This window comes from Arthrobacter sp. CAU 1506, assembly GCF_005047635.1.
Classification (GTDB): Bacteria; Actinomycetota; Actinomycetes; order Actinomycetales; family Micrococcaceae; genus Crystallibacter.
In genome coordinates this window covers 1-24,476 of sequence record NZ_SUKC01000003.1, presented here as the reverse complement: position 1 = coordinate 24,476, position 24,476 = coordinate 1, and the positions used below count along the sequence as shown (strand labels likewise).

Here is a 24,476-nt window from a genome sequence, read left to right as displayed (position 1 = left end):
TGCCGACCTGCCACGCTCCGGGCGGGCAAGGGCCTGGACAACCCTTCCCCGGACACGACAAAGCCCTGATGGAACATCGTCCATCAGGGCTTTCGTTTGTCGGGTTGACAGGATTTGAACCTGCGACCCCTTGACCCCCAGTCAAGTGCGCTACCAAGCTGCGCCACAACCCGAAGTTCCGCCTACGTGCATCCGGCGGAACCACCTCAAATACTGTACAGCATTTTTGCGCGTCCGATGACCACAGGGAATGGCCCGGACCCGTGGCCGCCGACGCGTGGGACGGCGGCCACAGCCCTGTCAGCGCTTGCGTGCCCGCTTCTCGCGGACCCGCATGCTGACTTCGATCGGGGTGCCTTCGAAACCGAAGGTTTCACGCAGCCGGCGGGTGATGAACCGGCGGTAGCCCGGATCCAGGAAGCCGGTGGTGAACAGGACGAACTTGGGTGGCCGGGAGGACGCCTGCGTGCCGAACAGGATCCGAGGCTGCTTGCCGCCACGCACCGGATGCGGATGGGCGGCCACCAGTTCGCCCAGGAATGCGTTGAGGCGCCCGGTGGGGATGCGCTTGTCCCAGGACTCCAGCGCGCGGTCCAGCGCGGGCACCAGCCGGTCCTTGTGCCAGCCGGTCTTCGCCGAAATATTGACCCGAGGGGCCCAGTCCACATGGGCCAGGTCCTGCTCGATCTCGCGTTCGAGGTAGCGACGGCGGTCGTCGTCCAGCAGGTCCCACTTGTTGAAGGCCAGCACCAGCGCGCGGCCCGAGTCGATGGCCAACTGCAGGATGCGGACGTCCTGCTCGCTGAGCACCTCATCCACGGCCAGCAGTACGACGGCGACCTCCGCCTTTTCGAGCGCGGCCTGCGTCCGCAGCGAGGCGTAGAAATCGGCGCCCTGCTGCATGTGCACGCGGCGGCGGATGCCGGCTGTGTCAACGAACCGCCAGGTGCGGCCGCCGAGTTCGATCATCTCGTCGACTGGATCGCGGGTGGTTCCGGCCAATGAATCGACCACCACCCGCTCGCTGCCCGCCAGTTTGTTGAGCAGCGACGACTTGCCCACGTTCGGGCGGCCGATCAGCGCGATCCTGCGGGGACCGCCGGTACGCTCCAGTCCCCCGTAGGCGGAGAATTCGGGCAGCACGTCCATGACGGCGTCGAGCATGTCCGCCGCGCCCCGCCCGTGCAGCGCCGACACGGGGTAGGGCTCGCCGAACCCCAGGCCCCAGAGTGTTGCCGCCTCCGCTTCCTGGGCGATGTCGTCCACCTTGTTGGCGACCAGGATGACCGGCTTCTTCTTCCGGCGCAGCATCTTCACCACTGCCTCGTCGGTGGCCGTGGCGCCCACATTCGCGTCGACGACCAGCAGAACGGCGTCGGCCATGTCCACTGCGATCTCGGCCTGGTCGGCTACACGGGCATGGATGCCGCGGGCATCGTGCTCCCAGCCGCCGGTGTCCACCAGCGTGAAGGGGCGTCCGTTCCAGTGCGCTGAGTAGGAGACGCGGTCGCGGGTGACCCCCGGAGTGTCTTCGACGACGGCCTCGCGCCGGCCCAAGATTCTGTTCACCAAGGTAGATTTGCCCACGTTGGGCCGGCCCACGATGGCCAGCACCGGTGCCACATGCAGCGGTTCTTCCTCGGAGATGGGCTCGTCGCCGGCGGCCAGCAGCGCGGCGTCTTCGTCATCAAGTTCGTACTCCGCCAGACCGGCGCGCAGCGATGCCGCCCGCAGTTCCGCGTCGTCGTCGTCGAGCGCAAGCATGTGCTCGGCGATCTGGTCTTCGCCCGCCGGACGGTATTCCTCGTCGGCCGGCCGTTCCGCCGGGGAGGGTCCGGGCTGGGTCTCACTCATCGTCTGTTCCTTCTGGGTAGGCTGCAAGCCGTTTGCTCAAAGTGTTGTCGCGGGTGGGTGTGGCCGGAAGCCGCTGCCCGGTGAACGCCTCGCTGCGCCGGACATGGCCGGACAACTGCCGGCGGATCGCTTCGGCTGCAGTGTCCATTGAAACACGGCCGGACGCTGCGGGCAGCCGCCGGTAGACCTGCGGCGCACCGAACGCCACGTGGAAGACGCGGCCGGGCCGTGGGATGGCGTCGCGGTGCTCACCGCTGATCCGGGTGCCGAGCACCGCCACCGGCACTACCGGAGCACCGCTGTTCAACGCCAGCCAGGCCACCCCGGAGCTGACCCCGGCGGCGTCCCCGGCGCCCCGGGTTCCTTCGGGCAGAATGCCGATGCAGCGTCCCTCCTCCAGCAGGGCCTTGGCGTCGGTCAGTGCTGCCCGGTCACCGCTGCGGTCCACCGGAATCTGGCCCGAGTACTGCAGGACCTTGCCGAGGAAGCCGGTGAACATCTCCTGCTTGACCAGCACATGCATGCGGCGCGGCGCCGCCCCCACCATCACCGGTCCGTCCAGGTAACTCAGATGGTTGGCAGCGAAGATGACCGGACCGGCGGCCGGAACATGCTCGCGGCCATGGATCCGGGTCCGGTAGACCAGATGGTCCAGCACCTTGCCGACCGGCCGGCCCCACCGCGGACCCCAGCGGACGGGGCCGGTGAATCCTCCGGCGCGGGCGGGCTCAGTGCGCGGCATGCCGCACGACGGCGAGCACCGCTTCCACGGTCTGTTCGAAGTCCAGATCGGACGAATCGACGGTGAAAACACCGTCGGCGGCCTCGGAAAAATTCACCACCGTCGAGTCTTTGGCGTCGCGGGCCAGCACCTGCTCGTGCAGGTCGGCCTCGCTCTGTGTTCCGCCCAGCTGGAGGCCGCGTCGGCGCAGCCGTGCCTCCTCGCTGGCGGTCAGCAGCAGCCGCACCTCGGCGTCGGGCGCGACTACCGTGGTGATGTCGCGGCCCTCGGCAACGATCCTGCGGCCTGAATCGGCAATGATCTGCTGCTGGCGGCGGACCAGTTCGGCGCGCGCGCCCAGCGTGGTGGCCACAGCGCTGACCGATGCGGAGATGGACGGCTCGCGGATCTCGTCGGTGATGTCGGTCGAGCCGATGCGCACGAATTCGTCGTCGGGGTTGGTGCTGATCTGCAGGTCCACTTCCTTGCATGCCCGCTCGACCGCGGCAGCATCGGCCAAGTCCACGCCGGTGTTGACGCAGTACCAGGTCACGGCGCGGTACATCGCTCCGGTGTCCAGATAGGACGCGTGCAGCCGCCGAGCGGTTTCCTTGCTGACGGACGACTTGCCGGAGCCCGAAGGCCCGTCGATGGCGACCACCAGGGCCTTACCCTGCCGGTAACGGGCCATGTCCACTTCCGCCGCGCTCATTGCACAACCTTCCATCCATGTGAGGTTAAGTAATCGATCAGTTCGTGGCGCTTGCTGGGCAGCACCGCGATTTCCGCGAGCCCCACCGGCTGGCCGGCCGAGTGCTCCAGTCGGAGGTCTTCCAGGTTGATGCCCACCTCGCCGATTTCAGTCAGCAAGCGGGCGATTTGGCCGGGGGTGTCGTCCACCAGCACGGTCATCCACGCGAACGCCTGCGGCGGAGCACCATGCTTGCCGGGGATCCGTGCCTGGCCGGCGTTCCCTTCGCTGATCAACTGCGCCATGTCCAGCCGGGCACCGTCGGCCTCCGGCTGTTCCAGAGTTTTGATCAGCCGTTCCAGGTCTTCGCGGACGCCGTACAGGATGTCCACCAGCCGGGCCGCGTTGGCGCCAAGGATCTGAACCCACAAGGCCGGGTCGCTGGCGGCGATCCGGGTGACGTCGCGCAAGCCCTGGCCGGAGAGGGACAAGGCATGGGCCGGCGTGTCCTGCAGCCGGCTGGCCAGCAGCGAGGACATCACCTGCGGCAGGTGCGAGATCAGCGCCACGGACGTGTCATGTTCGTCCGCGGACATCCGCGAAACCACCGCACCCAGATCGATGGCGAGCGCCTGGGCCGTCTTCACGGCGCCCGGCAAGGACAGTTCCGACGGGCACAAAACCCATGGCATCGAGGTGAAGATCTCGCCGCGGGCGGCGACCGGACCCGATTTCTCGCGGCCGGCCATCGGGTGGGTGCCGACGTAGCGGCCAAGGTGGGCCTCGGTCAGGTCCGGATCTTTAGCCAGGGCCTCGAAGACGGCCGTCTTGACGCTGGCAATGTCCACGACGACGGCGTCCGGGTAACCGCGCAGGGCACGGGACACCACAGCGGCGGTAACGTCCGGCGGTGCCGCAACGACCACCAGCTGTGGCTCCACGTGTTCGCCCGCCGGCAGGACGCGTCCAGCGCCGATGTCCTGGGCCACGGCCTGGGCCGATGGCGAGGGATCCGACAGCAGGACGTCAATGCCGCGGGCACGCAGGCCGAGGCCGATGCTGGCTCCCAGCAGCCCGGTACCGATCACCAGGACCGGTCCGGACAGATGGGTGGCCTGGACGTGTGCTGGATTCACCGGCTACATCCCCACCAAGGCCAGCAGATGCCCGGCCTCCTGGCGGCCCAAGGCGCGGATACTGCCTTGGCGCTGATCGCCCAGCCGGATCGGTCCGACCTGGATCCGGACCAGCCGTTCCACCGGGTGGCCGACGGCGTCGAACAGGCGCCGCACCACGCGGTTCTTGCCTGAGTGCAGCACAACTTCCACCAGGACATGGCCCGGCGTGGAGTCCACCAGTTTGAACGAATCAACCGAGGAAACGCCGTCTTCCAGCTCGATGCCGGCTTTCATCTGTGCACCGACACCGTGGGCCATCGGTCCGCGGACCTGCACCAAATAGGTCTTGGGGACCTCGTAGGACGGATGCGTGAGGCGGTTGGCGAGTTCGCCGTCGTTGGTCAGCAGCAGCAGGCCTTCCGTGGCCTGGTCCAGCCGGCCCACGTGGAACAGCCGCTGTCCCTGCTGCGGCTTGAGGTAGTCGCTGATGCACGGGCGCCCCTCGGGATCCTCCATCGTGGAGACAACCCCCTTGGGCTTGTTGAAGACCAGGTACGTCAGGGTCTCGTCCATCTGCACGCGGATACCGTCCACGTGGATGATGGCGCGGGCGGGGTCCACCCGCACGCCGAGCTCGCGAACGACGACGCCGTCCACTTCAACCCGGCCGGCCTGGATCAGTTCTTCGCACACACGGCGCGAGGCGACGCCGGCCCCGGCGAGGACCTTCTGCAGGCGCACTCCCTCGGGATCGTGCAGGTCGGAGACGGCGCCGGTGCCGGTGCGCGCCGGGCGGTCGGCCCGGCTCACGGGACCAAGATTCTGGCCGAAGCGCTCACGGCCGAAGGCCTTGGGCCCGGCGGGGCGCTGCGGCTTCGCACCGCGGGCCTTGCCCGCACCGGCCTTGCCGGCGGCCTTGCTGCCGTACGGTTTGCCGGTGCCGGGCTTGCCTGCGCCCGGCTTGCCTGCGCCAGCACCTGCCGTCGACGGCTTGCGGCTTCCCGGCTTGCCTGCTCCTGCTTCGGCCGCTCCCCTGCGGGCGCCAGACTGACCGGCGCTCTTGCCGAATTCGGTGCGGCTCTGGTCCCGCCCCGCACCGGAGCGGCCGCCGCCCGGCTTGCCGGCATCGGTCCGGCCTGCGCCGCCGGCACCGCTCCCCTGGCCCGGCCGGCCGCGTCCCTGGGCCGAGCCGCCTTCCGACCGGCGCGAGGAGTCGTCCGGACGGCGGGCGTCGCCGGGACGCTTTCCGCCGCGGGGATTATTCCGTCCGGAACCGGAACGAGGCGGTTGTGTCATGGTGGATCCTTACCCGTGGGAACTGCGTCATTGATCTGGCGCTGCCGGCTGCCGGCAGTCTAGAGCGAAGCGTCGTCGTACTCGGACAGGTTTTCCAGCCCCGGCAGATGCGGAGCGATCTCCGGCAGTTCGCCGATGCTTCCTATCCCCAATCTTTCCAGAAAATAGGAGGTGGTCCGGTACAGGATGGCTCCGGTCTCCGGATCGGTGCCGGAATCCTCGATCAGCCCGCGTTGAGTCAGCGTCCGAACCACCGAGTCAACGTTCACTCCGCGGATGGCGGAAACCCGGGCACGGGAGACCGGCTGGCGGTAGGCGATGACCGCCAGCGTCTCCAAGGCTGCCTGGGTTAGCCGGGCAGTCTGGCCTTCCAGCACGAAACCGGACACCAGCGGGGCGAAATCGCTGCGCGAGAAGATGCGCCAGCCTCCGGCGATGTTGCGGAGCTCGAAGCCGCGCGGCGCTCTGGCGGGCAGTCCGGCCGAGGAGGCGCCGCCGTCGTAATCCTGTTGCAGCTCCAGCAGCAGGGCGTGAACCGTGTCCACCGGCAGGGACACGGCGGTGGCCAATTCGATCTCCGAGGCGGGTTCATCGATGACCATCAGCACCGCTTCCAAGGCAGCACGAGCGCCGCCAGGCAACTGGTCCACGTCGATCTCCGGCCCTGCCGCTGTGTCCACCACCGGGTCAGTCATGGGTCTCCTCCGTTCCGTCGGTCGCGGTCTCCGCCACCGGGATGTCTTCATACTCTTCGCTGAGATTCTCGCCGGTCCATTCGGAATCCGGACCGGTCCAACGCACCGTCAGCTCACCCAGCGGCGCAGCCTGATCGAAGGCGATGACTGCGTCGCGGAACATCTCCAGCAGCGCCAGGAAGCGCGCGACCACCACCAGCGTGCTGTCCGCATCTGCGGTGAGCGAGCGGAAGGACAGCGGCGCCCCGGCCTGCAGCCGGGCGCCCAGCAGGGCAGCTTGCTCCTTCACACTGACCGGCGGCGCATGCAGGTGGGAGAGCCCCACCTGGGTGGGCGCGGGTTCCTTGGGCTCCAGCGCCTTGGCCGCCAACGCGGCGAACTCCGCCGGCGGCGTGCGCCAGACCAGCTCCGGCAGCAGAGCAGCAAAGTGAGGTTCCAGCGACACCTGGCGCGGAAAGCGGTCGGCCTCGCGGGCCAACCGCTGTCCCAAGAGCGCCGCGACTTCCTTGAAGGCCTTGTACTGCAGCAGCCGGGCAAAGAGCAGATCGCGGGCCTCGAGCAGGGCGATGTCTTCATCGTCCTCGACCTCGCCGGTCGGCAGCAGCCGGGCGGCCTTGAGGTCCAGCAGGGTCGCCGCGATGACCAGGAACTCGCTGGCTTCATCCAGAGCTTTATCGTTGCCGTCGGCCTGCAGGCCGCGAATGTAGGAGATGAATTCGTCGGTGACGCGGGAGAGCGCCACTTCGGTGATGTCCATTTCGTGCTTGGAAATCAGTCCCAGCAGCAGATCGAAAGGACCGCTGAAGTTGTCCAAGGTCACAGCGAATCCGGCCGCCTTCGGGCCGCCGTCCGGGCCGGCCGGCGCCGTTTCCTGACCTGCCGGCGCCGTTTCCTGACCTGCCGGCGCCGTTTCCTGACCTGCCGGAGGGCGGCCAGCAGGCATCTCGCCTGCCGGCGTCAGCGTCATCAGGGGGCGCCGCCGCGCGAAATGAGCTCCTTGGCCAGCTGGCGGTATGCGGTTGCACCGGCATGGTTGCCGGCATAGCTGGTGATCGGCTCGGCGGCGACGGTGGCGTCTGCGAACTTGATCGTCCGCTTGATGACAGTTTCGAAGACCTTGTCGCCGAACGCCTCCAGCAGGCGGCCGATCACTTCGCGGCTGTGCAGCGTGCGGGGGTCGTACATGGTGGCCAGCACGCCGTCGATCTGAAGCCGCGGATTCAACCGGTCCTGGACCTTCTCGATGGTTTCCACCAGCAGCGCCACCGCCCGCAGGGCAAAGAACTCGCAGATCAGCGGAATGATCACGCCGTGGGCCGCGGTCAGCGCGTTGACGGTCAGCAAACCCAAAGAGGGCTGGCAGTCGATCAGGATGATGTCGTAGTCGTCTTCGACTTTGCGCAGCGCGTGCGCGAGGACCTGCTCGCGGGCGACTTCATTGACCAACTGCACTTCCGCGGCGGAGAGGTCGATGTTCGCCGGCAGCAGGTCGATGTTCTCCACCTCGGTGGGCTGGATCGCCTCGCGGATGTCGGTCTTGCGGTCCATCAGCACGTTGTAGACGGTCAGGTCCAGCTCATGCGGATTCGTGCCGAGCCCGGCGGACAGCGCACCCTGCGGATCGAAATCTACCAGCAGCACCTTGCGGCCGACCTCGGCCAGGGCAGCGCCAAGGTTGATGGTGGACGTGGTTTTACCCACGCCGCCTTTCTGGTTGACCATGGCCACGATCCGCGCTGGACCGTGCGAGGCCAGGGCGGGCGGTTCGGGGAACTCGGTCAGCGGCCGGCCGGTGGGGCCCAGGACATCCTCGTCCGCTTGCCGCAGAGTGGTTGTCGAACCTTGTTCGCTGCTCACGTATCAAACCCAGCTTCCATCGTTTCGCTGCTGTACTTCTTCCAGACAAGGTTACAGCGACGTTCCTGCGATCAATCGACAGGACGCTGACGACCGGCGAGCCTTTAGCTTCTAGTAGAGGTCGAAGGTTTGAGGCGTCGCGGCAGGCCGGCCGGACCTGCGCAGCACAGCACGCAGCGCTGGCGGCCGGGGATCACAATCCCTGAGAGTTGCGCGAAGCTTCAGGCCGCTACCCGGCAGAGGAATCGGTGTGCCACAGGCCCATCACGTTCCCTTCAGTGTCCCGGAAGTGGGCGAAGTACCCCATCTGCGGAACCGCTCCCTTGGCCGTGACCGTCGATCCACCGAGACTGCCGATTTTTTCCAGTGCGGCGTCGATATCGTCCACGTCGATGGTAATAATCGGGCCGGTCAGCTCGCCTTCGCGGCGGAACATGCCGCCGTTGATGGCCCCGGGTTCGGTGGGCATGCCCTGGCCGTCGGTGGGGGCGGTTCCCAGCGAGGTGTAGTCGATCTCCGGCATCGTGGTGATGTCCCAGCCGAACGCGGAGGTGTAGAACTCTTTCGCGCGGTCCTGGTCCTCCGCTGGAATTTCGAAGTGCACGACTCGTCCGGCCATTGCTCTCACCTGCATTCTGCGTGAAGGGATGGCATGGTGATCCACACCACATCGACCCAGTCTAGGGGCGGCGCACACTGGACCACCAGCACCCAACCCTGTGCCGACTCTGTGTATACAAAACTGGCCCAAATTGCGGATTTCGATGCCGTCTCTAGCGCGATTGGCACTCCCATGTATACAGTGGGGTGGTGGGAATCGTTGAACAGCACGCGCCGTCGGCGCACAGCGGGCAGCCCCTCCGGGCCAGCGAGCGGGCTTACTGGGCGCTGCGGGAGGACATTGTCGAATGGCGGCTGCCTCCCGGCACCGTGCTGGGCGAGGTTGAGCAGGCGGCACGGCTGGGCATCTCCCGCACTCCCCTGCGCGAGGCACTGGGCCGGCTGAACGCAGAAGGACTGACCGCCCCTCATGCGGGGCGCGGGGTCGTCGTCGCCGCCATCTCGCTGGCAAACGTCACCGAGCTGTTCGAACTGCGCACAGCGTTGGAATGCCAGTCGGCGGCCTTGGCCGCCGTACGCGGCGAGCCGGCCGTCTTCCGACAGCTGCAGCACGAGTTCCTTGCCGCCGCGGACGCGCTGCGCGGTTCTGCGCCTGATGCGCGGGCTTACTACGAACTGGTCGGCCGGCTGGATGCCGCCGTGGACGACGCGGCAGGAAACACCTATCTGCGCCAGGCGATGGCCAACCTCCGCGTCCACCTGGTGAGGGTCCGGCGGCTCGCCCGGGACAATCCGGCCAGGTTGCTGGCCTCGGCCGCCGAGCACGCCAACATCGCCGGCGCCATTGCCGACGGCGACGGCCAGGTGGCTGCGGCGGCCACCCGGATCCACCTGCACCAGAGCCTGGAACATTTCAAGTCCACCGATCCACACCATCGACCCGATCTGCCAGCCGAAAGGACAGTTTAATGACCGTCGAGAACCGCGTACGCGTCTACCGCAGTGAAGAGAACCTGCCGCGCGAGGACCAGCTCGCCTACAAGATCGCCCAGGTGGCCACCGATCCGGTGGAGGTTTCGGCCGAGGTGGCCGAGATGGTGATTAACCGGATCATCGACAACGCTTCGGTGGCGATCGCGTCGCTGAACCGGGGCCCGATCGTCGCCGCGCGTGCGCAGGCGCTGAGCCATCCGGTCTCCGGCGGCGGAAACGGCTCCGGCATCTTCGGCATCGCGCAGAAGACCTCGCCGGAGTGGGCGGCCTGGGCCAACGGCGTAGCCGTGCGGGAACTGGACTACCACGACACGTTCCTGGCCGCTGACTACTCGCACCCGGGCGACAACATCCCGCCGATCCTGGCGGTGGCCCAGCATGTCGGGTCGAACGGCCGCGACCTGCTCCGCGGCATCGCCACCGGTTACGAAATCCAGGTGGACCTGGTCAAGGCCATCTGCCTGCACAAGCACAAGATCGACCACGTGGCGCATCTGGGGCCGTCGGCCGCCGCGGGCATCGGAACGCTGCTGGGCCTGGACGTGGAAACCATCTTCCAGGCCGTGGGCCAGGCGCTGCACACGACGACGGCGACCCGCCAGTCGCGCAAGGGCGAAATCTCCACCTGGAAGGCGCACGCGCCGGCCTTCGCGGGCAAGATGGCGGTGGAGGCTGTGGACCGGGCGATGCGCGGCCAGACCTCACCGGTGCCGATCTACGAAGGCGAGGACGGCGTCATTGCCTGGTTGCTGGACGGGCCGGACGCCTCCTACGACGTCCCGTTGCCGGCACCGGGCGAGCCCAAGCGCGCCATCCTGGACACGTACACCAAGGAACACTCGGCCGAATACCAGGCCCAGGCCTGGATCGATCTGGCCCGCAAGCTGCACCGCGAGCATCCGGAAGCCACCGACGCGGACAACGTGAAGTCCGTGCTGATCAAGACCAGCCACCACACGCACTTCGTGATCGGCTCCGGTGCCAACGATCCGCAGAAGTACAGCCCGACGGCTTCGCGCGAAACGCTGGACCACTCGATCCCGTACATCTTTACCGTGGCACTGCAGGACGGTGCCTGGCACCACGTCGATTCCTACGCCCCGGAACGGGCCGCCCGGCCGGACACCGTAGCGCTGTGGCACAAGGTCAGCACCGAGGAAGACCCGGAGTGGACCCGCCGCTACCACTCGCTGGACATCGCCGAAAAGGCGTTCGGCGGCTCGGTGGAGATCACGCTCACCGACGGCACCGTCATCACCGACGAAATCGCCGTAGCCGATGCCCACCCGCTGGGCGCCCGACCGTTCACCCGGGAACACTATGTGAACAAGCTGCGCACGCTGGCCGCCGGGATCGTCGACGAGGCAGAAATCGACCGGTTCCTGGCCGCCGTCGAGCGGTTGCCGGAACTGGCCGCCGGCGAGTTGGACCAACTGAACATCCAGGCCGCCGACGGGGTCATCGACCTCTCCGCCGGTCCGAAGGGGCTGTTCTAAATGCTCTACTCCGCCACCACACCCGAGCAGAAGCGCCGGACGCTGCGAGAGTCCCTGGCCTCCGGCAAACTGCAGCAGTTCCCGGGCGCGTTCAACCCGCTCTCGGCACGGCTGATCCAGGAGAAGGGGTTCGACGGCGTCTACATCTCCGGCGCGGTGCTGGCCAACGACCTGGGCCTGCCGGATATCGGACTGACCACGCTGACCGAAGTCGCCACCCGCGCCGGACAGATCGCGCGGATGACCGACCTGCCCGCCCTGGTGGACGCCGACACCGGCTTCGGCGAGCCGATGAACGTGGCCCGCACGGTGCAGGAACTGGAAAATGCCGGCCTGGCAGGCTGCCACATCGAAGACCAGTTCAACCCCAAACGCTGCGGCCATCTGGACGGCAAGAACGTGGTGGACCTTCAGACCGCCAGCAAACGGATCCGGGCCGCCGCCGATGCCCGCCGCGACCCGAACTTCCTGATCATGGCACGGACCGACATCCGGGCCGTGGACGGCCTGGCCGCAGCCCAAGACCGCGCCCGCGCGCTGGTCGACGCCGGCGCTGACGCCATCTTCCCGGAGGCCATGCGGACGTTGGAGGAATTCGCGGCCATCCGCGAAGCCGTCGACGTCCCGGTGCTGGCCAACATGACCGAATTCGGCAAGAGCGATCTGTTCACCGCCGAGGCACTGTCCTCGGTGGGCGTGAACATGGTGATCTACCCGGTGACCCTGCTGCGCAGCGCGATGGGCGCTGCCGGGCGGACCCTGGACGCAATCAAGGCCGACGGAACCCAGCAATCACAGGTCGGGCAGATGTTGACCCGTGCGCGTTTGTACGAATTGGTGGATTATGAGGCGTATAACCAATTCGACACCTCTGTATTCAATTTCCAAGTGCCCGGTCAGCACTGACCACAAGACATAGGAGTCGCCATGAGCACGGATGCAACCATTGAAGCACCGCAGATCCACAAAGGGCTGGCCGGCGTCGTCGTCGACACGACGAAGATCTCCAAGGTCAACGCGGAAACCAACTCGCTGCTGTACCGCGGCTACCCGGTCCAGGATCTGGCCGCGCACTGCAGCTTCGAAGAAGTGGCGTATCTGCTGTGGAATTCTGAGCTTCCCGACGCAAACCAGTTGCGGGACTTCACCGCGGCCGAACGCGGCGGCCGCGCCCTGGACCCGGTGGTGAAGTCGGTCATCGATGCGCTGCCGGTCCAAGCCCACCCCATGGACGTCTGCCGCACGGCAGCCAGCGTGATCGGAGCCCGCCACCGGCTGGCCGAGGACTCCTCGCCGGAGGCGAACATGGCCAAGGCGCTGGAGCTCTTTGCCGCGTTCCCGGCGGTGGTGGCCTATGACCAGCGCCGGCGCCGCGGCCAGGACCTGGTGGAACCGCGCGAAGACCTGGGCTACGCCGCGAACTTCCTCTGGATGACCTTCGGCGAGGAAGCTGCCCCGGAGGTGGTGGACGCGTTCAACGTCTCGATGATCCTGTACGCCGAGCACTCGTTCAACGCCTCCACCTTCACCGCCCGGGTCATCACCTCCACCTTGTCCGACCTGCATTCGGCCGTGACCGGGGCCATCGGGGCGCTGAAAGGACCACTGCACGGCGGCGCCAATGAAGCGGTGATGCACACGTTCGAGCAGATCGGCATCCGCACCGACGAGTCCCGCGAGGAGGCAGCCGCGCGTGCCCGGACCTGGATGGAGCAGGCCCTGGCGGAAAAGAAGAAGGTGATGGGCTTCGGCCACCGGGTCTATAAGCACGGCGATTCCCGGGTGCCGACCATGAAAGCCGCCCTGGACAAGATGATCGACCACTACGGCCGCCCCGAGATCCTTGGACTCTACGACGGGCTGGAGGTTGCGATGGGCGAGGCGAAGAACATCAAGCCGAACCTGGACTACCCCGCCGGACCCACTTACCACCTGATGGGCTTCGACACGGAAATGTTCACCCCGCTGTTCGTGGCCAGCCGGATCACCGGCTGGACCGCGCACATCATGGAGCAGTTGGAAGCCAACTCGCTGATCCGCCCGCTCAGCGAATACAACGGGCCCGGCCAGCGGGAACTGGGCCGCTAAAACTGCCAGCCCACGCGGTGGCCGGTGTCGAGATCCTCGACGTCGGCCACCGTCTCGTTATCGGGCCGCATCACCACCCGTAGCCGCGGCTGCTCCCCCGACAGGGCCAGCGGTAGCCAATGCCCGGCGTCCTGCCACATCAGCCCCAGCGGCAGTTGGTCCACGCGGTGCCAGGCCGGGGCAATTTCCACCGACTCCACCGGCACGCCGGTCCAGCTCCGAGCGATGAAGAGCGCGGTGTCCATGCTCCACGCCGGCCGGGCCGGAAAGTCGAAGAAGATCCGTCCGGCCGGTTCCAGGTCCTCGACGCTGACGTGCACACCGGTCTCCTCCTGCATCTCCCGGCAGGCAGCATTGCGCTCGGACTCCCCCGCTTCCAGTTTTCCGCCGACGCCCACGACCTTCCCGAGGCCGAAGCCGGTCTTTTTCCGGCCGAGCAGCACGGAGCTCTGCCCGGATTCTTCCCTCAGCAGGAAGCACAGGGCAACGGCAACGGTCATGGGAGCGAGTCTAGTCCGGTCCAGGTGTCCGGCCGCTCAACGACGCCGGCTTAGCCCAGGGCGCGCGGGTGCGCGGCGGCGTAGACTTCGCGCAGCGTATCGGCGGTGACCAGCGTGTAGATCTGCGTGGTGGTGACGGATGCGTGGCCCAGCATCTCCTGCACCACGCGGACATCCGCGCCGCCCTCCAGCAGGTGGGTAGCGAAAGAGTGGCGCAGGGTGTGCGGGGAAACGGGCTGTGTGATGCCGGCTTTCTCCGCCGCCGCCTTCAGGATGGTCCAAGCGCTTTGGCGGCTCAGCCGGCCACCGCGGGCGTTCAGAAACAGGGCCGGAGTGCCGAGACCCTTGGCGGCCAGGGCCGGCCGTCCACGGACCAGGTAGGCGTCGGCGGCCTGCGCAGCATAGGAGCCCAGCGGCACCAGCCGCTCCTTCGATCCCTTGCCAAAAAGGCGGACGACGGCGGGGCCGTCGCCTTGCGGTTCGACGCTGACATCATCAACGTCCAGGCCCACCGCTTCGCTGATCCGGGCGCCGGTCGCGTACAAAAACTCCAGCAGCGCCCGGTCACGCAGGCCGGTGGCACTGTCCGAGCCGGCGGACTCGAGGATCCGGGTCACGTCGGCCACGGAGATGGCCTTGGGCAGGCGTTTGCCGGGCATCGGCGGATGGACGTCGGTGGCCGGATCGGTCTCCGTGATGCCTTCCAGGGTCCAGAACTTGTGCAGGCCGCGCACGGCCACAATGGTCCGGGCCGCCGACCTGACGCTCAGCGCGGCAGCGCCGTCGGACCCGTCGGACAGGGCCTGGGCGAACGCCGTGACATCGTGGCGGCTCACCGCGGCCGGCTCACTGATCGACCGTCCCTGCAGGAACCTCAGGTAGCGGCCCAGGTCCCTGCGGTAGGCCGCCACGGTGTTGGCGGCCAGTCCGCGTTCCACCGCCATGTGCTGCAGGTAGTCTCCCGCGGCGGGGCCCAGCGCTGTCGCAGTGAATTCGTCGCCCTTGGCTGGCGGGGCCTGCACCGGCACCATGGGTGCTCAATCCCGGCCGGAGCCGGCGGCGCCGGGACGCTGGCTGGGATGCTCAGGCCAGGGCGCATCCGCCGGTCGCAGGTTGTCGAAGCCGGTGCCGGCGGCCCGGGCTGCCGCGAGCAGCCCGGCCACCGCCGAGGGATTATGCAGCCGGCCGGCCATGACGGCGTCCACTGCATCGTCCAGTGACACCCAGAGGTGCTCGATCTCGGCTTCCTCTTCGGTGCGCTCATGCCGCTGGTCTTCGGGAACCTCGGAGAGGTCCCTCGCCAGATAAATGCGGATCGCCTCGCTGGAGGAACCGGGCGAATTGAAGAAATCCACCAGCACGTTCCAGCGGCCGGCCACCAGGTCCGCTTCCTCGGCCAACTCCCGCGCCGCGGCGTCCACGAAGTCCTCTCCGTCCAGGTCCAGCAGGCCCGCGGGGATCTCCCACAGCGACATCTCGGCGGGCTGGCGGTACTGCTTCAGCAGCAGTACGCGCCCTTCCGGGTCCATCGCGAGGATGGCCACCGCACCGGGATGTGCAATGTAGTCGCGCACCAGCGTGGCGCCGTCGTCCTGGCCCAGCGTGAAGGTATCGCTGACCACGTCCCAGATCCTGCCGCGGTACACCGTCCGGCGGTCCACCAGCCGGCGCGGATCCGGGACATCGGCGAAGGCATCCGGCTGCACCGGCACGTCAGACTCCGGACTTTGCCGGTGCCTTGGCGTTGCCATGGTTCAAGGCGGCGGCGATCAGGCCGGCGAACAGCGGATGCGGCCGCGTGGGGCGCGAACTCAGTTCCGGGTGTGCCTGGGTGGACACGTAGTACGGATGCACATCGCGGGGCAGCTCAACGAACTCCACCAGCTTGCCGTCCGGGGAGGTACCGGAGAACACCAGGCCGGCAGCAGCGAGCTGGTCGCGGTATTCGTTGTTGACTTCGTAGCGGTGGCGGTGGCGTTCGCTGACCTTGGTGCTCCCGTAGGTCTCTGCCACCACGGAGCCCGACTGCAGGGCGGCCTCGTACAGCCCCAAGCGCATGGTGCCGCCCAGGTCTCCCTTGCCTTCGACAATGTCCAGCTGCTCGGCCATCGTGGCGATCACCGGGTGCTTGGTGTCCGGATCAAACTCGGTAGACGAGGCACCTTCGAGTCCCACGATGTTGCGGGCGTACTCCATCACCATCGACTGCAGGCCCAGGCACAGGCCCAGGGTGGGGAGCTTGTGCTCGCGGGCAAACTTGAGCGCGCCGAGTTTGCCTTCCAGGCCGCGGATGCCGAAGCCACCGGGCACGCAGATGGCGTGCACGCCATCGAGTGCGGCGGCAGCGCCTTCGTCGGTGGCGCAGTCGTCGGAGGGGACCCAGCGGATCTTGACCCGGGTCTGGTTGGCGAATCCGCCCGCGCGCAGTGCTTCGGTCACCGAAAGGTAGGCATCGGGTAGGTCGATGTACTTGCCCACCAGTGCCACCTCGACGGTGTGCTGCGGGTTGTGGACCGCCGCCAGCAGCTGGTCCCACTTCGACCAGTTGACGTCCTTGAACTTCAGGTCAAGGTGCTGAACGATGTACGCGTCCAGATTCTGCGAGTGCAGCGTCTTGGGGATGTCGTAGATGCTCGGCGCATCCGGGCAGCCGATCACGGCATCGCTGTCCACGTCGCACATCCGGCCGATCTTTTCCCGCATCGCGGCGGGGACCTCACGGTCGGAGCGGATCACGATGGCGTCGGGCTGGATACCGATCGAACGCAGGGCGGCCACCGAGTGCTGGGTGGGCTTGGTCTTCAGTTCCTGCGACGGACCGATGTAGGGCACCAGCGACACGTGCAGGAAGAAGACGTTGGTGCGCCCGACGTCCTGGCGGACCTGGCGTGCCGCTTCCAGGAACGGCTGCGACTCGATGTCGCCCACCGTGCCGCCGATCTCGGTGATGATCACGTCCGGGGACTTTTTGCCCGCGGCCGGCTCGGAAGGCAGGCGCATCCGGCGCTTGATCTCATCCGTGATGTGAGGAATCACCTGGACGGTGTCACCGAGGTATTCGCCTCGGCGTTCCTTGGCGATCACCGTGGAGTACACCTGGCCCGTAGTGACGTTGGCCGACCCGTCCAGGTTCTCGTCTAGGAACCGCTCGTAGTGTCCGATGTCCAGATCGGTTTCGGCGCCGTCATCCGTGACGAAAACTTCACCGTGCTGGAAGGGATTCATTGTGCCCGGATCCACGTTCAGATAGGGATCGAGCTTCTGCATGGTCACGGAGAGGCCGCGTGCACGGAGCAGGTGGCCGAGGCTGGAAGCCGTCAGTCCCTTCCCGAGCGAGGACGCCACGCCGCCGGTGACGAAGATGTGTTTGGTCGTCTTGGACGACTTGGAAAACCGGGAATTTGTTCGCTGCACCACGGAATTCGAGCCTATCACCTTTCTGGACGCCCTCGGATCTCAAGGCCGCTCCGACCGCCCTCGAGTGTGCGAACACACGCCAAGCGGCCAACTTCTCCCCCCACCGGCGGCGGGGCTGGTTCTGCCTGCAGCGGATGCTACAGCGCCCTGGCCCCGTCTATCAGTTCCTGGGCATGAGCACGGGCGGATTCGGATTCTTCCTGGCCGGCGAGCATGCGGGCCAATTCGGTCACCCGCTCCTCGTCGTCGAGCAGGCGTACGTCGCTGGCGGTCATTCCGCCCTCGCCGCTGCCGGCCGTTTTGATCACCCGGATGTGCTGGTCGGCGAAGGCTGCCACCTGGGGCAAGTGGGTCACCACAATCACCTGCACGAAGCGCCCCAACATGGCCAGCCGGCGGCCGATTTCAACGGCAGCTTTTCCGCCCACGCCGGCGTCCACTTCGTCGAAGACGAAGGTCGGCACCGGGTCCACCTCGGCGAGCACTACTTCAATGGCCAGCATCACGCGGGAGAGCTCGCCGCCGGACGCGCCCTTGCCCAGCGGCCGCGGCGGAGCGCCCCGGTGCGGTTTCAAGAGGAAGGTGATGACGTCGGCGCCGTGCACCGCCAAAGCCGGCGCAGGCTCGATCTCGATCACCAGTTCGGCCTCGGCCATGGCCAGCGCCGACAGCTCGGTGCCCACCCGGTGGCCCAGTTCGGCGGCAGCTTTCCGGCGCAGCGCCGTGACCTCGGCGGACTGGGTGGCCAACGCCGCGTCGAGTCCGGCCACTTCCGCTTCCAGCCGCTCGATCCGGCTGGAATCGTCGGTCAGCTCGTCCAGCCGGCTGCGGGCCTGGACTGCCCACTCAAGGACCTCGTCGATGCTGGGCGCATACTTGCGGACGAGCCGCGCCAAATCGGCGCGACGCGCTTCGACCTCCTCCAGCCGGCCCGGTCCTTCACTGTCCAGCGAGGCTCCATAGCTGGCGAGTTCCGCGGCCACATCGGCGAGGATGATCCCCACTTCGGCCAATCGGGCGGCCGCCCGTCCCAGCTCGGCATCTTCGTCCTGGACCTGCTCCAGCGACCGCTTCGCGGCGTCGACCAGCGCCGTTGCGTCCGGCGAGTCGGTAAATTCTTCGGCCACCAGGGCCTGGTGTGCCAGCGTGGCAGCCGCCCGCAGTTCCTCGACGTTAGCCAGCTTCACGGCCACGGCCTTCAGCGCGTCGTCTTCGCCGGGCTGCGGGTCCAGGCCGTCGATTTCCTCGAGGGCCAACTGCAGGGCTTCGGCCTCCCGCAACCGTTCGCGCGCTTCAGTCCGCAGGGTCTCCAGCTCGGCCTTGGCTTCCTTCCACCGGACGAATGACCCGGCGTACCCGGTCAAGGCCTCCGACAAGGCAGGCCCGGCAAACTTGTCCAGTGCCTCACGTTGTGCCTGCTGGCTCTTCAGCCGCAACTGGTCGGTTTGTCCGTGGACCGCCACCAGGTGGCCGCCGATCTCGGCCAGCGTTCCCACCGGGGCTCCGCGTCCGCCCACGTGCGCGCGGCTGCGGCCGTCGGCGTTGACCGTGCGGGCGAGCATCAGTTCGGCTCCGCCGTCGAACTCGTCCATGTCAGCCCCGGCTTCACCGGCCCGGGCGAGCGCGGGGCTGACCGCGGCCAGCCGGACCACTGCCTCGGTCACGGCGTTCGCGGCCCCGCTGCGTACCGCTCCGGCGTCGGCGCGGGCGCCCAGCAGCAGGCCAAGCGCGGTGACCACCATGGTTTTACCGGCGCCGGTTTCGCCCGTCACCACGGACAGGCCGGGTCCCAGCGGCAGCGTGGCCTCGGTGATGACGCCGAGGTTGCGGATCCTGATTTCTTCGATCATGTCAGCTCCTCCCGCCCGGCTGGGTGTAATGCGGCTCCACCGTGCGGACCGTCGGCAGGGACGACGTCGGCGGCTGTTCCTCCGAGGGGCTGACGGGTCCGCGCCATCCCGACGTGGGAAGCTCGAACTTGCGGACCAGCCGTTCTGAGAACGGGGTCAGGTGGGTGCGGGCCAGCCGCACCGGTTTGTCCGAACGGGTCACCTCGATCCGGGACCCCGGCGGCAGCTCCAGGCTGCGGCGCCCGTCGCACCAGAGCACTCCGTTGGCGTCGCTGCGGCTCAGGACTTCCACCGCCATGATGGAAGTCGGCGCTACCACCAGCGGCTTGGCGAACAGGGCGTGCGCACTGATCGGTGTCATCAACAGGGCTTCCACTTCCGGCCAGACCACCGGCCCGCCCGCCGAAAAGGCATAGGCCGTCGAACCGGTAGGCGTCGCCATCACCACGCCGTCGCAGCCGAACGAGCTGATCGGCAGGGCATCGACTTCGACGACGACTTCCAGCATCCGCTGCCGATCGCCCTTTTCCACCGCGGCTTCGTTCAGCGCCCAGGTGTGCCCGATCTTGCGCTTGCCCAGCCACACCTGCACGTCGATGGTCATGCGCTCTTCCACCGTGTATTGGCGGTTGACCACCCAGTGGACGGTCTGCGCCAGGTCCGCCCGTTCACTCTCGGCCAGGAAGCCGACGTGTCCCAGGTTGACCCCGAGTAGCGGAACGTCCGAGTCCCGGACCAGCTCGGCCGAGCGGAGGATGGTTCCGTCGCCGCCCAGCACCATGCCGAGGTCCACCGCGTCGAGGCTGACGTCTTCGTCCAGCGTCTCGCAGGGCACGGCCAGGTCCCCATAGGTTTCCCGGATGGGCGCGATGTCTTCCCGGCGCATGACCGGAACCAGCCCGGAGGCATGGAGTTGGGCACATGTCTCCTGGGCAGCCGCCATGGCGTCTACCCGTCCGGTGTGCGCGAGCACCAGAATCCGCCGGCTCATCGCTCCACTCCCGGTTCCTGCCCTCTCGGTTCGTCCATCTGGTCCGGCGATGGGCTGGACCCCTGCGGGAAATTGGCCATCGCTGCGTTCACTTCCCCCTCCAGCACACTACCTGTTCTGCGCTCCCGTTTGCCCGGCGGAACGCTTATCCACAGGAAATATTCGACGTTTCCGTCCTGCCCGGGAAGTGGACTGACCGCCAACCCGCGCACCTGCAGACCCGTCTCGAGGGCCGAGGAAACCACGTTCTTCACCGCTCGGAATCGTTCGGCTTCTGAACCGACGACGCCGGTGCGCGCCAGGTTTTCCCTGCCCACCTCAAACTGCGGCTTGACCATCAGCAGGAGGTTTCCGTTGGGTCGCGTGGCGTTGGCCAAGGCTTCGACAACCAGGGTCAGCGAGATAAACGACAAGTCCGCGACGGTCAGATCCACCGGCCCGCCGATCTCGCCGACGTCGAGATATCGGACGTTCATGCCTTCGAACACCCTGACCCTGCTGTCCGCACGGATCTGCTCAACGAGTTGGCCGTGTCCCACGTCAACGGCCACAACCTCCTGTGCCCCGTTGCGCAGCAGCACGTCGGTGAACCCGCCGGTGGAGGCGCCGGCGTCGAGGCAGCGCAAACCTGCCGGGTCCACGGCGGGGAAAGCTGCCAGCGCGCCGGCCAGCTTGTGTCCGGCCCTGCTGACGTACTCGGGGCCCGCGTCGGGAGCTACGTCCAGGGGCTCCTCCGGGCCGACCGCAGCCGATGCCTTGGTGATGACAGTTCCGGCGCGGCTGACCCGGCCTGACGCGATGAGTTTGGCTGCATGTGTGCGGGAGCGTGCCAGCCCCCGCGATACTAGCTCCTGGTCGAGTCGTGGCATCTGGTCAGTCAGCCTCGGTCTCCAAATCGGCCAACAAACCGTCGTGGATCCGCTGGTACAGCTGTTCGTGCCCGCTGACAGGGAGTTCCGGAATCTGGGTCAGTTCGGCGACAATGTCGTTCACGGACTCGTCGGCGGTCGGCTCAGCTGTGGCGGGCCATTGCGGCGGCGTTTGGTCGCCGCTGTCCCGAGGTTCTGGCAGGTCCAAGCTTTCCTCCCTTGCATCGGCCGGTGTACCCAACCGCCATGATCAGTGTAGTGGCGGCGTTCAGCCGACCAGCTCAGGCGCGGTCGCCGCGGCTTGGTCCGGATGGGCGTCCCACCATGCCGCGCAGGCGGCCCGCCACGTGTCCACATCGTCCCGGCTGCCGGAGACGCGGAGTCCACCATTCTCGACGGCGGCCGTCGCGTCGCCGCAACGGAACCCGGCGCCGTCGCGGACAACCGCGGGGTATGGCAGATACAGTTCAGCCAGGCTGCCGAGCAGGTAGCGTGGCCGTTCTGCTGTGCGGGCGCCGAGGGCCGCCTCCGGCCCATCCACGCCCGTGAGTACAGCAGCCGTGTCCATGCCGGCGTTGTTTCCGCCCAGGATGTCCGTATCCAGCCGGTCCCCCACCACCAGTGGACGGTTGGCGCCCAGCGCTGCCGCCGCCGTCGTAAAGATGCCGGCTTCCGGCTTCCCCGCGACCAGCGGCTCCGCACCGGTGGCTGCCTGCACGGCGGCAACCAATGCGCCGTTTCCGGGCGCGATGCCGCGCTCCCGGGGAATGGTCATATCCGTATTGGTGGCGATCCAGAAGGCGCCCGCGGCGATCGCGAAGGAGGCCTCGGCCAGTTCGTTCCATCCCAGCGCCGGGTCGAACCCTTGGATCACGGCCGCTGGCGCTTCGAGGGCAGAGCGAACCGGGATGAATCCCTGCGCCGCTGTTTCGTCGGCCAACGTCTGGCTGCCTGTGATCAGCACTTTGGAGCCCGCAGGCACGTGCCGGGCCAGCAGCAACGCGCCGGCACGTGCCGATCCGAAAACCTGATCGGCCGTGGCCGGCGCGCCGAGCTCGCGCAAATGCGCGGCTACCTGCTCGGACGAGCGGGATGCGTTGTTCGTGATGTAGCCCAGTGCCGTTCCGGTGTCCGCAAGACGCTCCAACGCCTCTGCAGCTCCGGGGATGGCCTGCTGCCCGGCGTAGACGACTCCGTCCAGGTCGGACAGCACGGCGTCGTAGCCGGAGATCAGCGGACTACTGGACATCGTCCCTGCTGTCCGGCGTGTGCGGGGTTGCCGGAGTGTCCGCGTCGTCAGCCTCGGTTTTAGCCGTGGAGTCGGCCACCTCGTGTGGTTCAGCTGCCGGGGACACGTCCGTCGGCGCAGTCTCCGCGTCCTGGGAGGATCCGGTTACGCCGGCATCAGCTGGCTCGGCGTCAGGGGCCGAGCCCTCGCTGGCATCGAGAGCCTCGCTGGCGTCCGCAAGCTCGCTCTCGTCCGCAAGCTCGCTCTCGTCCGCAAGCTCGCTCTCGTCCGCAAGCTGAACCTCGCTGGCACCAACGCGTTCCTCTGCGGTGCGCTGTAGCGGCCTGCCTACCGGCTCCACTTCCTCACCGACCAGGTCGACGATCTCGGGCTCGGCAAAATCACCAACGCCGAGGGCATTCTCTGCCACGACTGCCTGCCGCCGCCACTGCTGCGCTTCATCACCGCGGCTGGCTGCGTCCAAAGCGTCTGCGTAGGCGCGGAAGAGCCGAGGGCTGTAGGAGAAAGCCCGATTGCGGTCCAGCTGCGGAATCTCCAGAGCTGCGACGGCCGCGTCATACTGCTGCAGATCGGATCGTGCGCCGGAGGCCACAATAGCCAGTTCCACCTTGCCGGCCGTATCAAGTGATTCAGCGTCTTCTGAACGGGTCAGTTCCAGCGCTCTGTCCGGGCGCCCCAGTCCACGTTCGCAGTCGGCCATGATAGGCAGATGCTCGTTGGAACCGCTGATCCTTCGGAACGTGCGAAATTCCCTCAGTGCCTCGCCATAGTGGCCGGCCGCGTATGCAGTCAGACCCACGGCTTCGCGCACCGGCGCCATTCGTCCGCCCCGGCGGCTCGCAGCCAAGGCGTGCTGGAAGGCCAGTTCCGGATCCTCGTCAAGAAGCCGGCCCGCCATCACCAAATGCTTGGCCACCCACTCTGCGTTCTTCGACTCCAAGGTCCTCAGCTGTGCGCGGGTAACCCGGTCCAGCTCTGACCCTGAAACGTCCTCGTCAATCTCGGGCGAACGCGGGCGGTCCACACGGTTGGCGCTGCGGAGGTCCCGGGCATTGTGCTCGCGTGGGCCAGCCGAACGGGCGGCGGGCCGCTCGCCACGATCCTGACGAGGACGGTCGCCAAAGTCCCGGCGCTCACCACGATCCTGACGAGGACGATCGCCAAAATCACGGCGCTCACCACGATCCTGACGAGGACGATCGCCAAAATCACGGCGCTCACCACGATCCTGACGAGGACGATCGCCAAAATCACGGCGCTCACCACGATCCTGACGGGGACGATCACCCTGCGGACGACGATCGCCAAAATCACGGCGATCACCACGGTCCTGCCGCGGGCGATCGCTGAAGTCGCGGCGCTCACCACGGTCCTGACGAGGACGGTCACTATAGTCCCGGCGCTCACCACGGTCCTGACGAGGACGGTCACTATAGTCCCGGCGCTCACCACGGTCCTGACGAGGACGGTCACTATAGTCCCGGCGCTCACCACGATCCTGACGAGGACGGTCACTATAGTCCCGGCGCTCACCACGATCCTGACGAGGACGATCGCCAAAGTCCCGGCGCTCACCACGATCCTGACGAGGACGATCGCCAAAATCACGGCGCTCACCACGATCCTGACGAGGACGATCACTGAAGTCGCGCCGCTCACCACGATCCTGACGGGGACGATCACCCTGTGAACGACGATCCCCAAAATCACGCCGCTCACCACGATCCTGGCGCGGACGATCACCCTGCTGACGGTAGCCACCGTCAGTACCCGAGCGGTTTTTACTACGGTGCTCGTTGTCGGGGCGCTTCCGCTCTCCTCTTTCGTTGGAGCGGTCAGCGCCTGAACGGTCGTAGTTGCCTCGGCCTGCACCCCTGTCGTCTCGTCCTTCACGACCCCGGAAATCAGCCATGCCGGAACTCCTCTCAGTGCGGGCCGGGTCATCGAACCAACCGCAGCCATCAAAAATCTCTATATACGTTGTCTTGTTTCGGGCGCAGATCATTGTGGCGCGCCCGTGCCATCGATCCATTCTAGTGCAGTCAACGGATCACCTTCTTGCTGTAAGCAGAAGGCGCCCTGTGACTCCACTAACGAATCCTGGGTGTTAACGGGGGAAGGCCCCGCCGTCGTTGGCGGGGCCTTCCCTGTGTAAAGAATGTCCGGCGGTGACCTACTCTCCCACACCCTCCCGAGTGCAGTACCATCGGCGCTGTGGGCCTTAGCTTCC

Annotated in this window: 24 protein-coding genes and 1 tRNA gene; 4 read left to right on the top strand and 21 right to left on the bottom strand. The window is 67.2% G+C overall.

Annotation, left to right across the window (positions count from 1 at the left end; all coding sequences use genetic code 11):
- Positions 1–99: 99 nt before the first annotated feature.
- The 10 genes from E4J89_RS05155 to E4J89_RS05110 form a co-directional block, all read right to left on the bottom strand.
- Positions 100–173: transfer RNA gene (locus E4J89_RS05155), tRNA-Pro, on the bottom strand.
- Positions 174–300: 127 nt separating this feature from the next.
- Positions 301–1,854: a ribosome biogenesis GTPase Der gene (der, locus tag E4J89_RS05150; protein ID WP_136785045.1), complete on the bottom strand. Its 1,554-nt coding sequence runs from the start codon at positions 1,852–1,854 to the stop codon at positions 301–303.
- On the bottom strand, positions 1,847–2,596 hold the full coding sequence (locus E4J89_RS05145; protein WP_136785044.1) for a lysophospholipid acyltransferase family protein: 750 nt from the start codon (positions 2,594–2,596) through the stop codon (positions 1,847–1,849). Before E4J89_RS05145 ends, der begins: the two co-directional genes overlap by 8 nt.
- A complete protein-coding gene (cmk, locus tag E4J89_RS05140; RefSeq protein WP_136785043.1) occupies positions 2,583–3,287 on the bottom strand; it encodes a (d)CMP kinase in 705 nt (234 codons plus the stop codon). The genes E4J89_RS05145 and cmk overlap by 14 nt, the downstream gene beginning before the upstream one ends.
- Complete coding sequence (locus E4J89_RS05135; RefSeq protein ID WP_136785042.1) at positions 3,284–4,402, bottom strand: prephenate dehydrogenase; 1,119 nt, start codon at positions 4,400–4,402, stop codon at positions 3,284–3,286. Before E4J89_RS05135 ends, cmk begins: the two co-directional genes overlap by 4 nt.
- A 3-nt stretch (positions 4,403–4,405) precedes the next feature.
- Entirely contained in the window at positions 4,406–5,680 is a 1,275-nt protein-coding gene (locus E4J89_RS05130; RefSeq protein WP_136785041.1) for a pseudouridine synthase, read from the bottom strand.
- 59 nt (positions 5,681–5,739) lie between these two features.
- Positions 5,740–6,375 carry an SMC-Scp complex subunit ScpB gene (locus tag E4J89_RS05125; protein WP_136785040.1) on the bottom strand — a complete coding sequence of 212 codons (636 nt, stop codon included), beginning with the start codon at positions 6,373–6,375 and terminating at the stop codon, positions 5,740–5,742.
- Positions 6,368–7,342, bottom strand: coding sequence for a ScpA family protein (locus E4J89_RS05120; protein WP_240691724.1), 975 nt, complete (start codon positions 7,340–7,342; stop codon positions 6,368–6,370). Before E4J89_RS05120 ends, E4J89_RS05125 begins: the two co-directional genes overlap by 8 nt.
- The gene (locus E4J89_RS05115) at positions 7,342–8,232 is read right to left on the bottom strand and encodes an AAA family ATPase (protein ID WP_136785039.1); all 891 of its coding nucleotides are present in this window, start codon (positions 8,230–8,232) and stop codon (positions 7,342–7,344) included. The genes E4J89_RS05120 and E4J89_RS05115 overlap by 1 nt, the downstream gene beginning before the upstream one ends.
- A gap of 229 nt (positions 8,233–8,461) precedes the next feature.
- A complete protein-coding gene (locus E4J89_RS05110; protein WP_136785038.1) occupies positions 8,462–8,851 on the bottom strand; it encodes a VOC family protein in 390 nt (129 codons plus the stop codon).
- Between the two features lie 191 nt (positions 8,852–9,042).
- Here E4J89_RS05110 and E4J89_RS05105 point away from each other — a divergent pair, with 191 nt between their 5' ends.
- Genes E4J89_RS05105 through E4J89_RS05090 form a run of 4 tightly spaced genes read left to right on the top strand, consistent with a single transcriptional unit; the run spans position 9,043 to position 13,370 of the window.
- Entirely contained in the window at positions 9,043–9,762 is a 720-nt protein-coding gene (locus E4J89_RS05105) for a GntR family transcriptional regulator (RefSeq protein WP_240691723.1), read from the top strand.
- Entirely contained in the window at positions 9,762–11,282 is a 1,521-nt protein-coding gene (locus tag E4J89_RS05100; protein ID WP_136785037.1) for an MmgE/PrpD family protein, read from the top strand. Before E4J89_RS05105 ends, E4J89_RS05100 begins: the two co-directional genes overlap by 1 nt.
- The gene (prpB, locus tag E4J89_RS05095) at positions 11,283–12,188 is read left to right on the top strand and encodes a methylisocitrate lyase (protein WP_136785036.1); all 906 of its coding nucleotides are present in this window, start codon (positions 11,283–11,285) and stop codon (positions 12,186–12,188) included.
- Between the two features lie 21 nt (positions 12,189–12,209).
- Positions 12,210–13,370, top strand: a complete 1,161-nt coding sequence (locus E4J89_RS05090; RefSeq protein WP_136785035.1) for a bifunctional 2-methylcitrate synthase/citrate synthase — start codon at positions 12,210–12,212, stop codon at positions 13,368–13,370.
- Here the strand turns inward: E4J89_RS05090 and E4J89_RS05085 are convergent.
- The 11 genes from E4J89_RS05085 to E4J89_RS19535 all read right to left on the bottom strand — a co-directional run bounded on the left by E4J89_RS05085 (position 13,367) and on the right by E4J89_RS19535 (position 24,208).
- The gene (locus E4J89_RS05085; protein ID WP_136785034.1) at positions 13,367–13,870 is read right to left on the bottom strand and encodes an NUDIX domain-containing protein; all 504 of its coding nucleotides are present in this window, start codon (positions 13,868–13,870) and stop codon (positions 13,367–13,369) included. The two genes, E4J89_RS05090 and E4J89_RS05085, sit on opposite strands and share 4 nt — an antisense overlap.
- A gap of 50 nt (positions 13,871–13,920) precedes the next feature.
- A complete protein-coding gene (xerD, locus tag E4J89_RS05080; RefSeq protein WP_136785033.1) occupies positions 13,921–14,901 on the bottom strand; it encodes a site-specific tyrosine recombinase XerD in 981 nt (326 codons plus the stop codon).
- A 6-nt stretch (positions 14,902–14,907) separates the two neighbouring features.
- Positions 14,908–15,582, bottom strand: a complete 675-nt coding sequence (locus E4J89_RS05075; RefSeq protein WP_240691722.1) for an NUDIX hydrolase — start codon at positions 15,580–15,582, stop codon at positions 14,908–14,910.
- A 1-nt stretch (position 15,583) separates the two neighbouring features.
- Entirely contained in the window at positions 15,584–17,305 is a 1,722-nt protein-coding gene (locus E4J89_RS05070; RefSeq protein WP_136785031.1) for a CTP synthase, read from the bottom strand.
- Between the two features lie 119 nt (positions 17,306–17,424).
- Positions 17,425–19,137, bottom strand: coding sequence for a DNA repair protein RecN (gene recN, locus E4J89_RS05065; protein WP_136785030.1), 1,713 nt, complete (start codon positions 19,135–19,137; stop codon positions 17,425–17,427).
- 1 nt (position 19,138) lies between these two features.
- Positions 19,139–20,128: an NAD kinase gene (locus E4J89_RS05060; protein WP_136785029.1), complete on the bottom strand. Its 990-nt coding sequence runs from the start codon at positions 20,126–20,128 to the stop codon at positions 19,139–19,141.
- Positions 20,125–20,997, bottom strand: coding sequence for a TlyA family RNA methyltransferase (locus E4J89_RS05055; protein WP_136785028.1), 873 nt, complete (start codon positions 20,995–20,997; stop codon positions 20,125–20,127). The genes E4J89_RS05060 and E4J89_RS05055 overlap by 4 nt, the downstream gene beginning before the upstream one ends.
- Positions 20,998–21,001: 4 nt before the next feature.
- Positions 21,002–21,205, bottom strand: coding sequence for a hypothetical protein (locus E4J89_RS05050; RefSeq protein ID WP_136785027.1), 204 nt, complete (start codon positions 21,203–21,205; stop codon positions 21,002–21,004).
- Between the two features lie 60 nt (positions 21,206–21,265).
- Positions 21,266–22,246, bottom strand: a complete 981-nt coding sequence (locus tag E4J89_RS05045) for an HAD-IIA family hydrolase (RefSeq protein WP_136785026.1) — start codon at positions 22,244–22,246, stop codon at positions 21,266–21,268.
- Positions 22,236–23,162, bottom strand: coding sequence for a hypothetical protein (locus tag E4J89_RS19680; RefSeq protein WP_240691721.1), 927 nt, complete (start codon positions 23,160–23,162; stop codon positions 22,236–22,238). The genes E4J89_RS05045 and E4J89_RS19680 overlap by 11 nt, the downstream gene beginning before the upstream one ends.
- 29 nt (positions 23,163–23,191) lie before the next feature.
- Complete coding sequence (locus tag E4J89_RS19535; RefSeq protein ID WP_205754407.1) at positions 23,192–24,208, bottom strand: hypothetical protein; 1,017 nt, start codon at positions 24,206–24,208, stop codon at positions 23,192–23,194.
- Between the last annotated feature and the right edge of the window lie 268 nt (positions 24,209–24,476).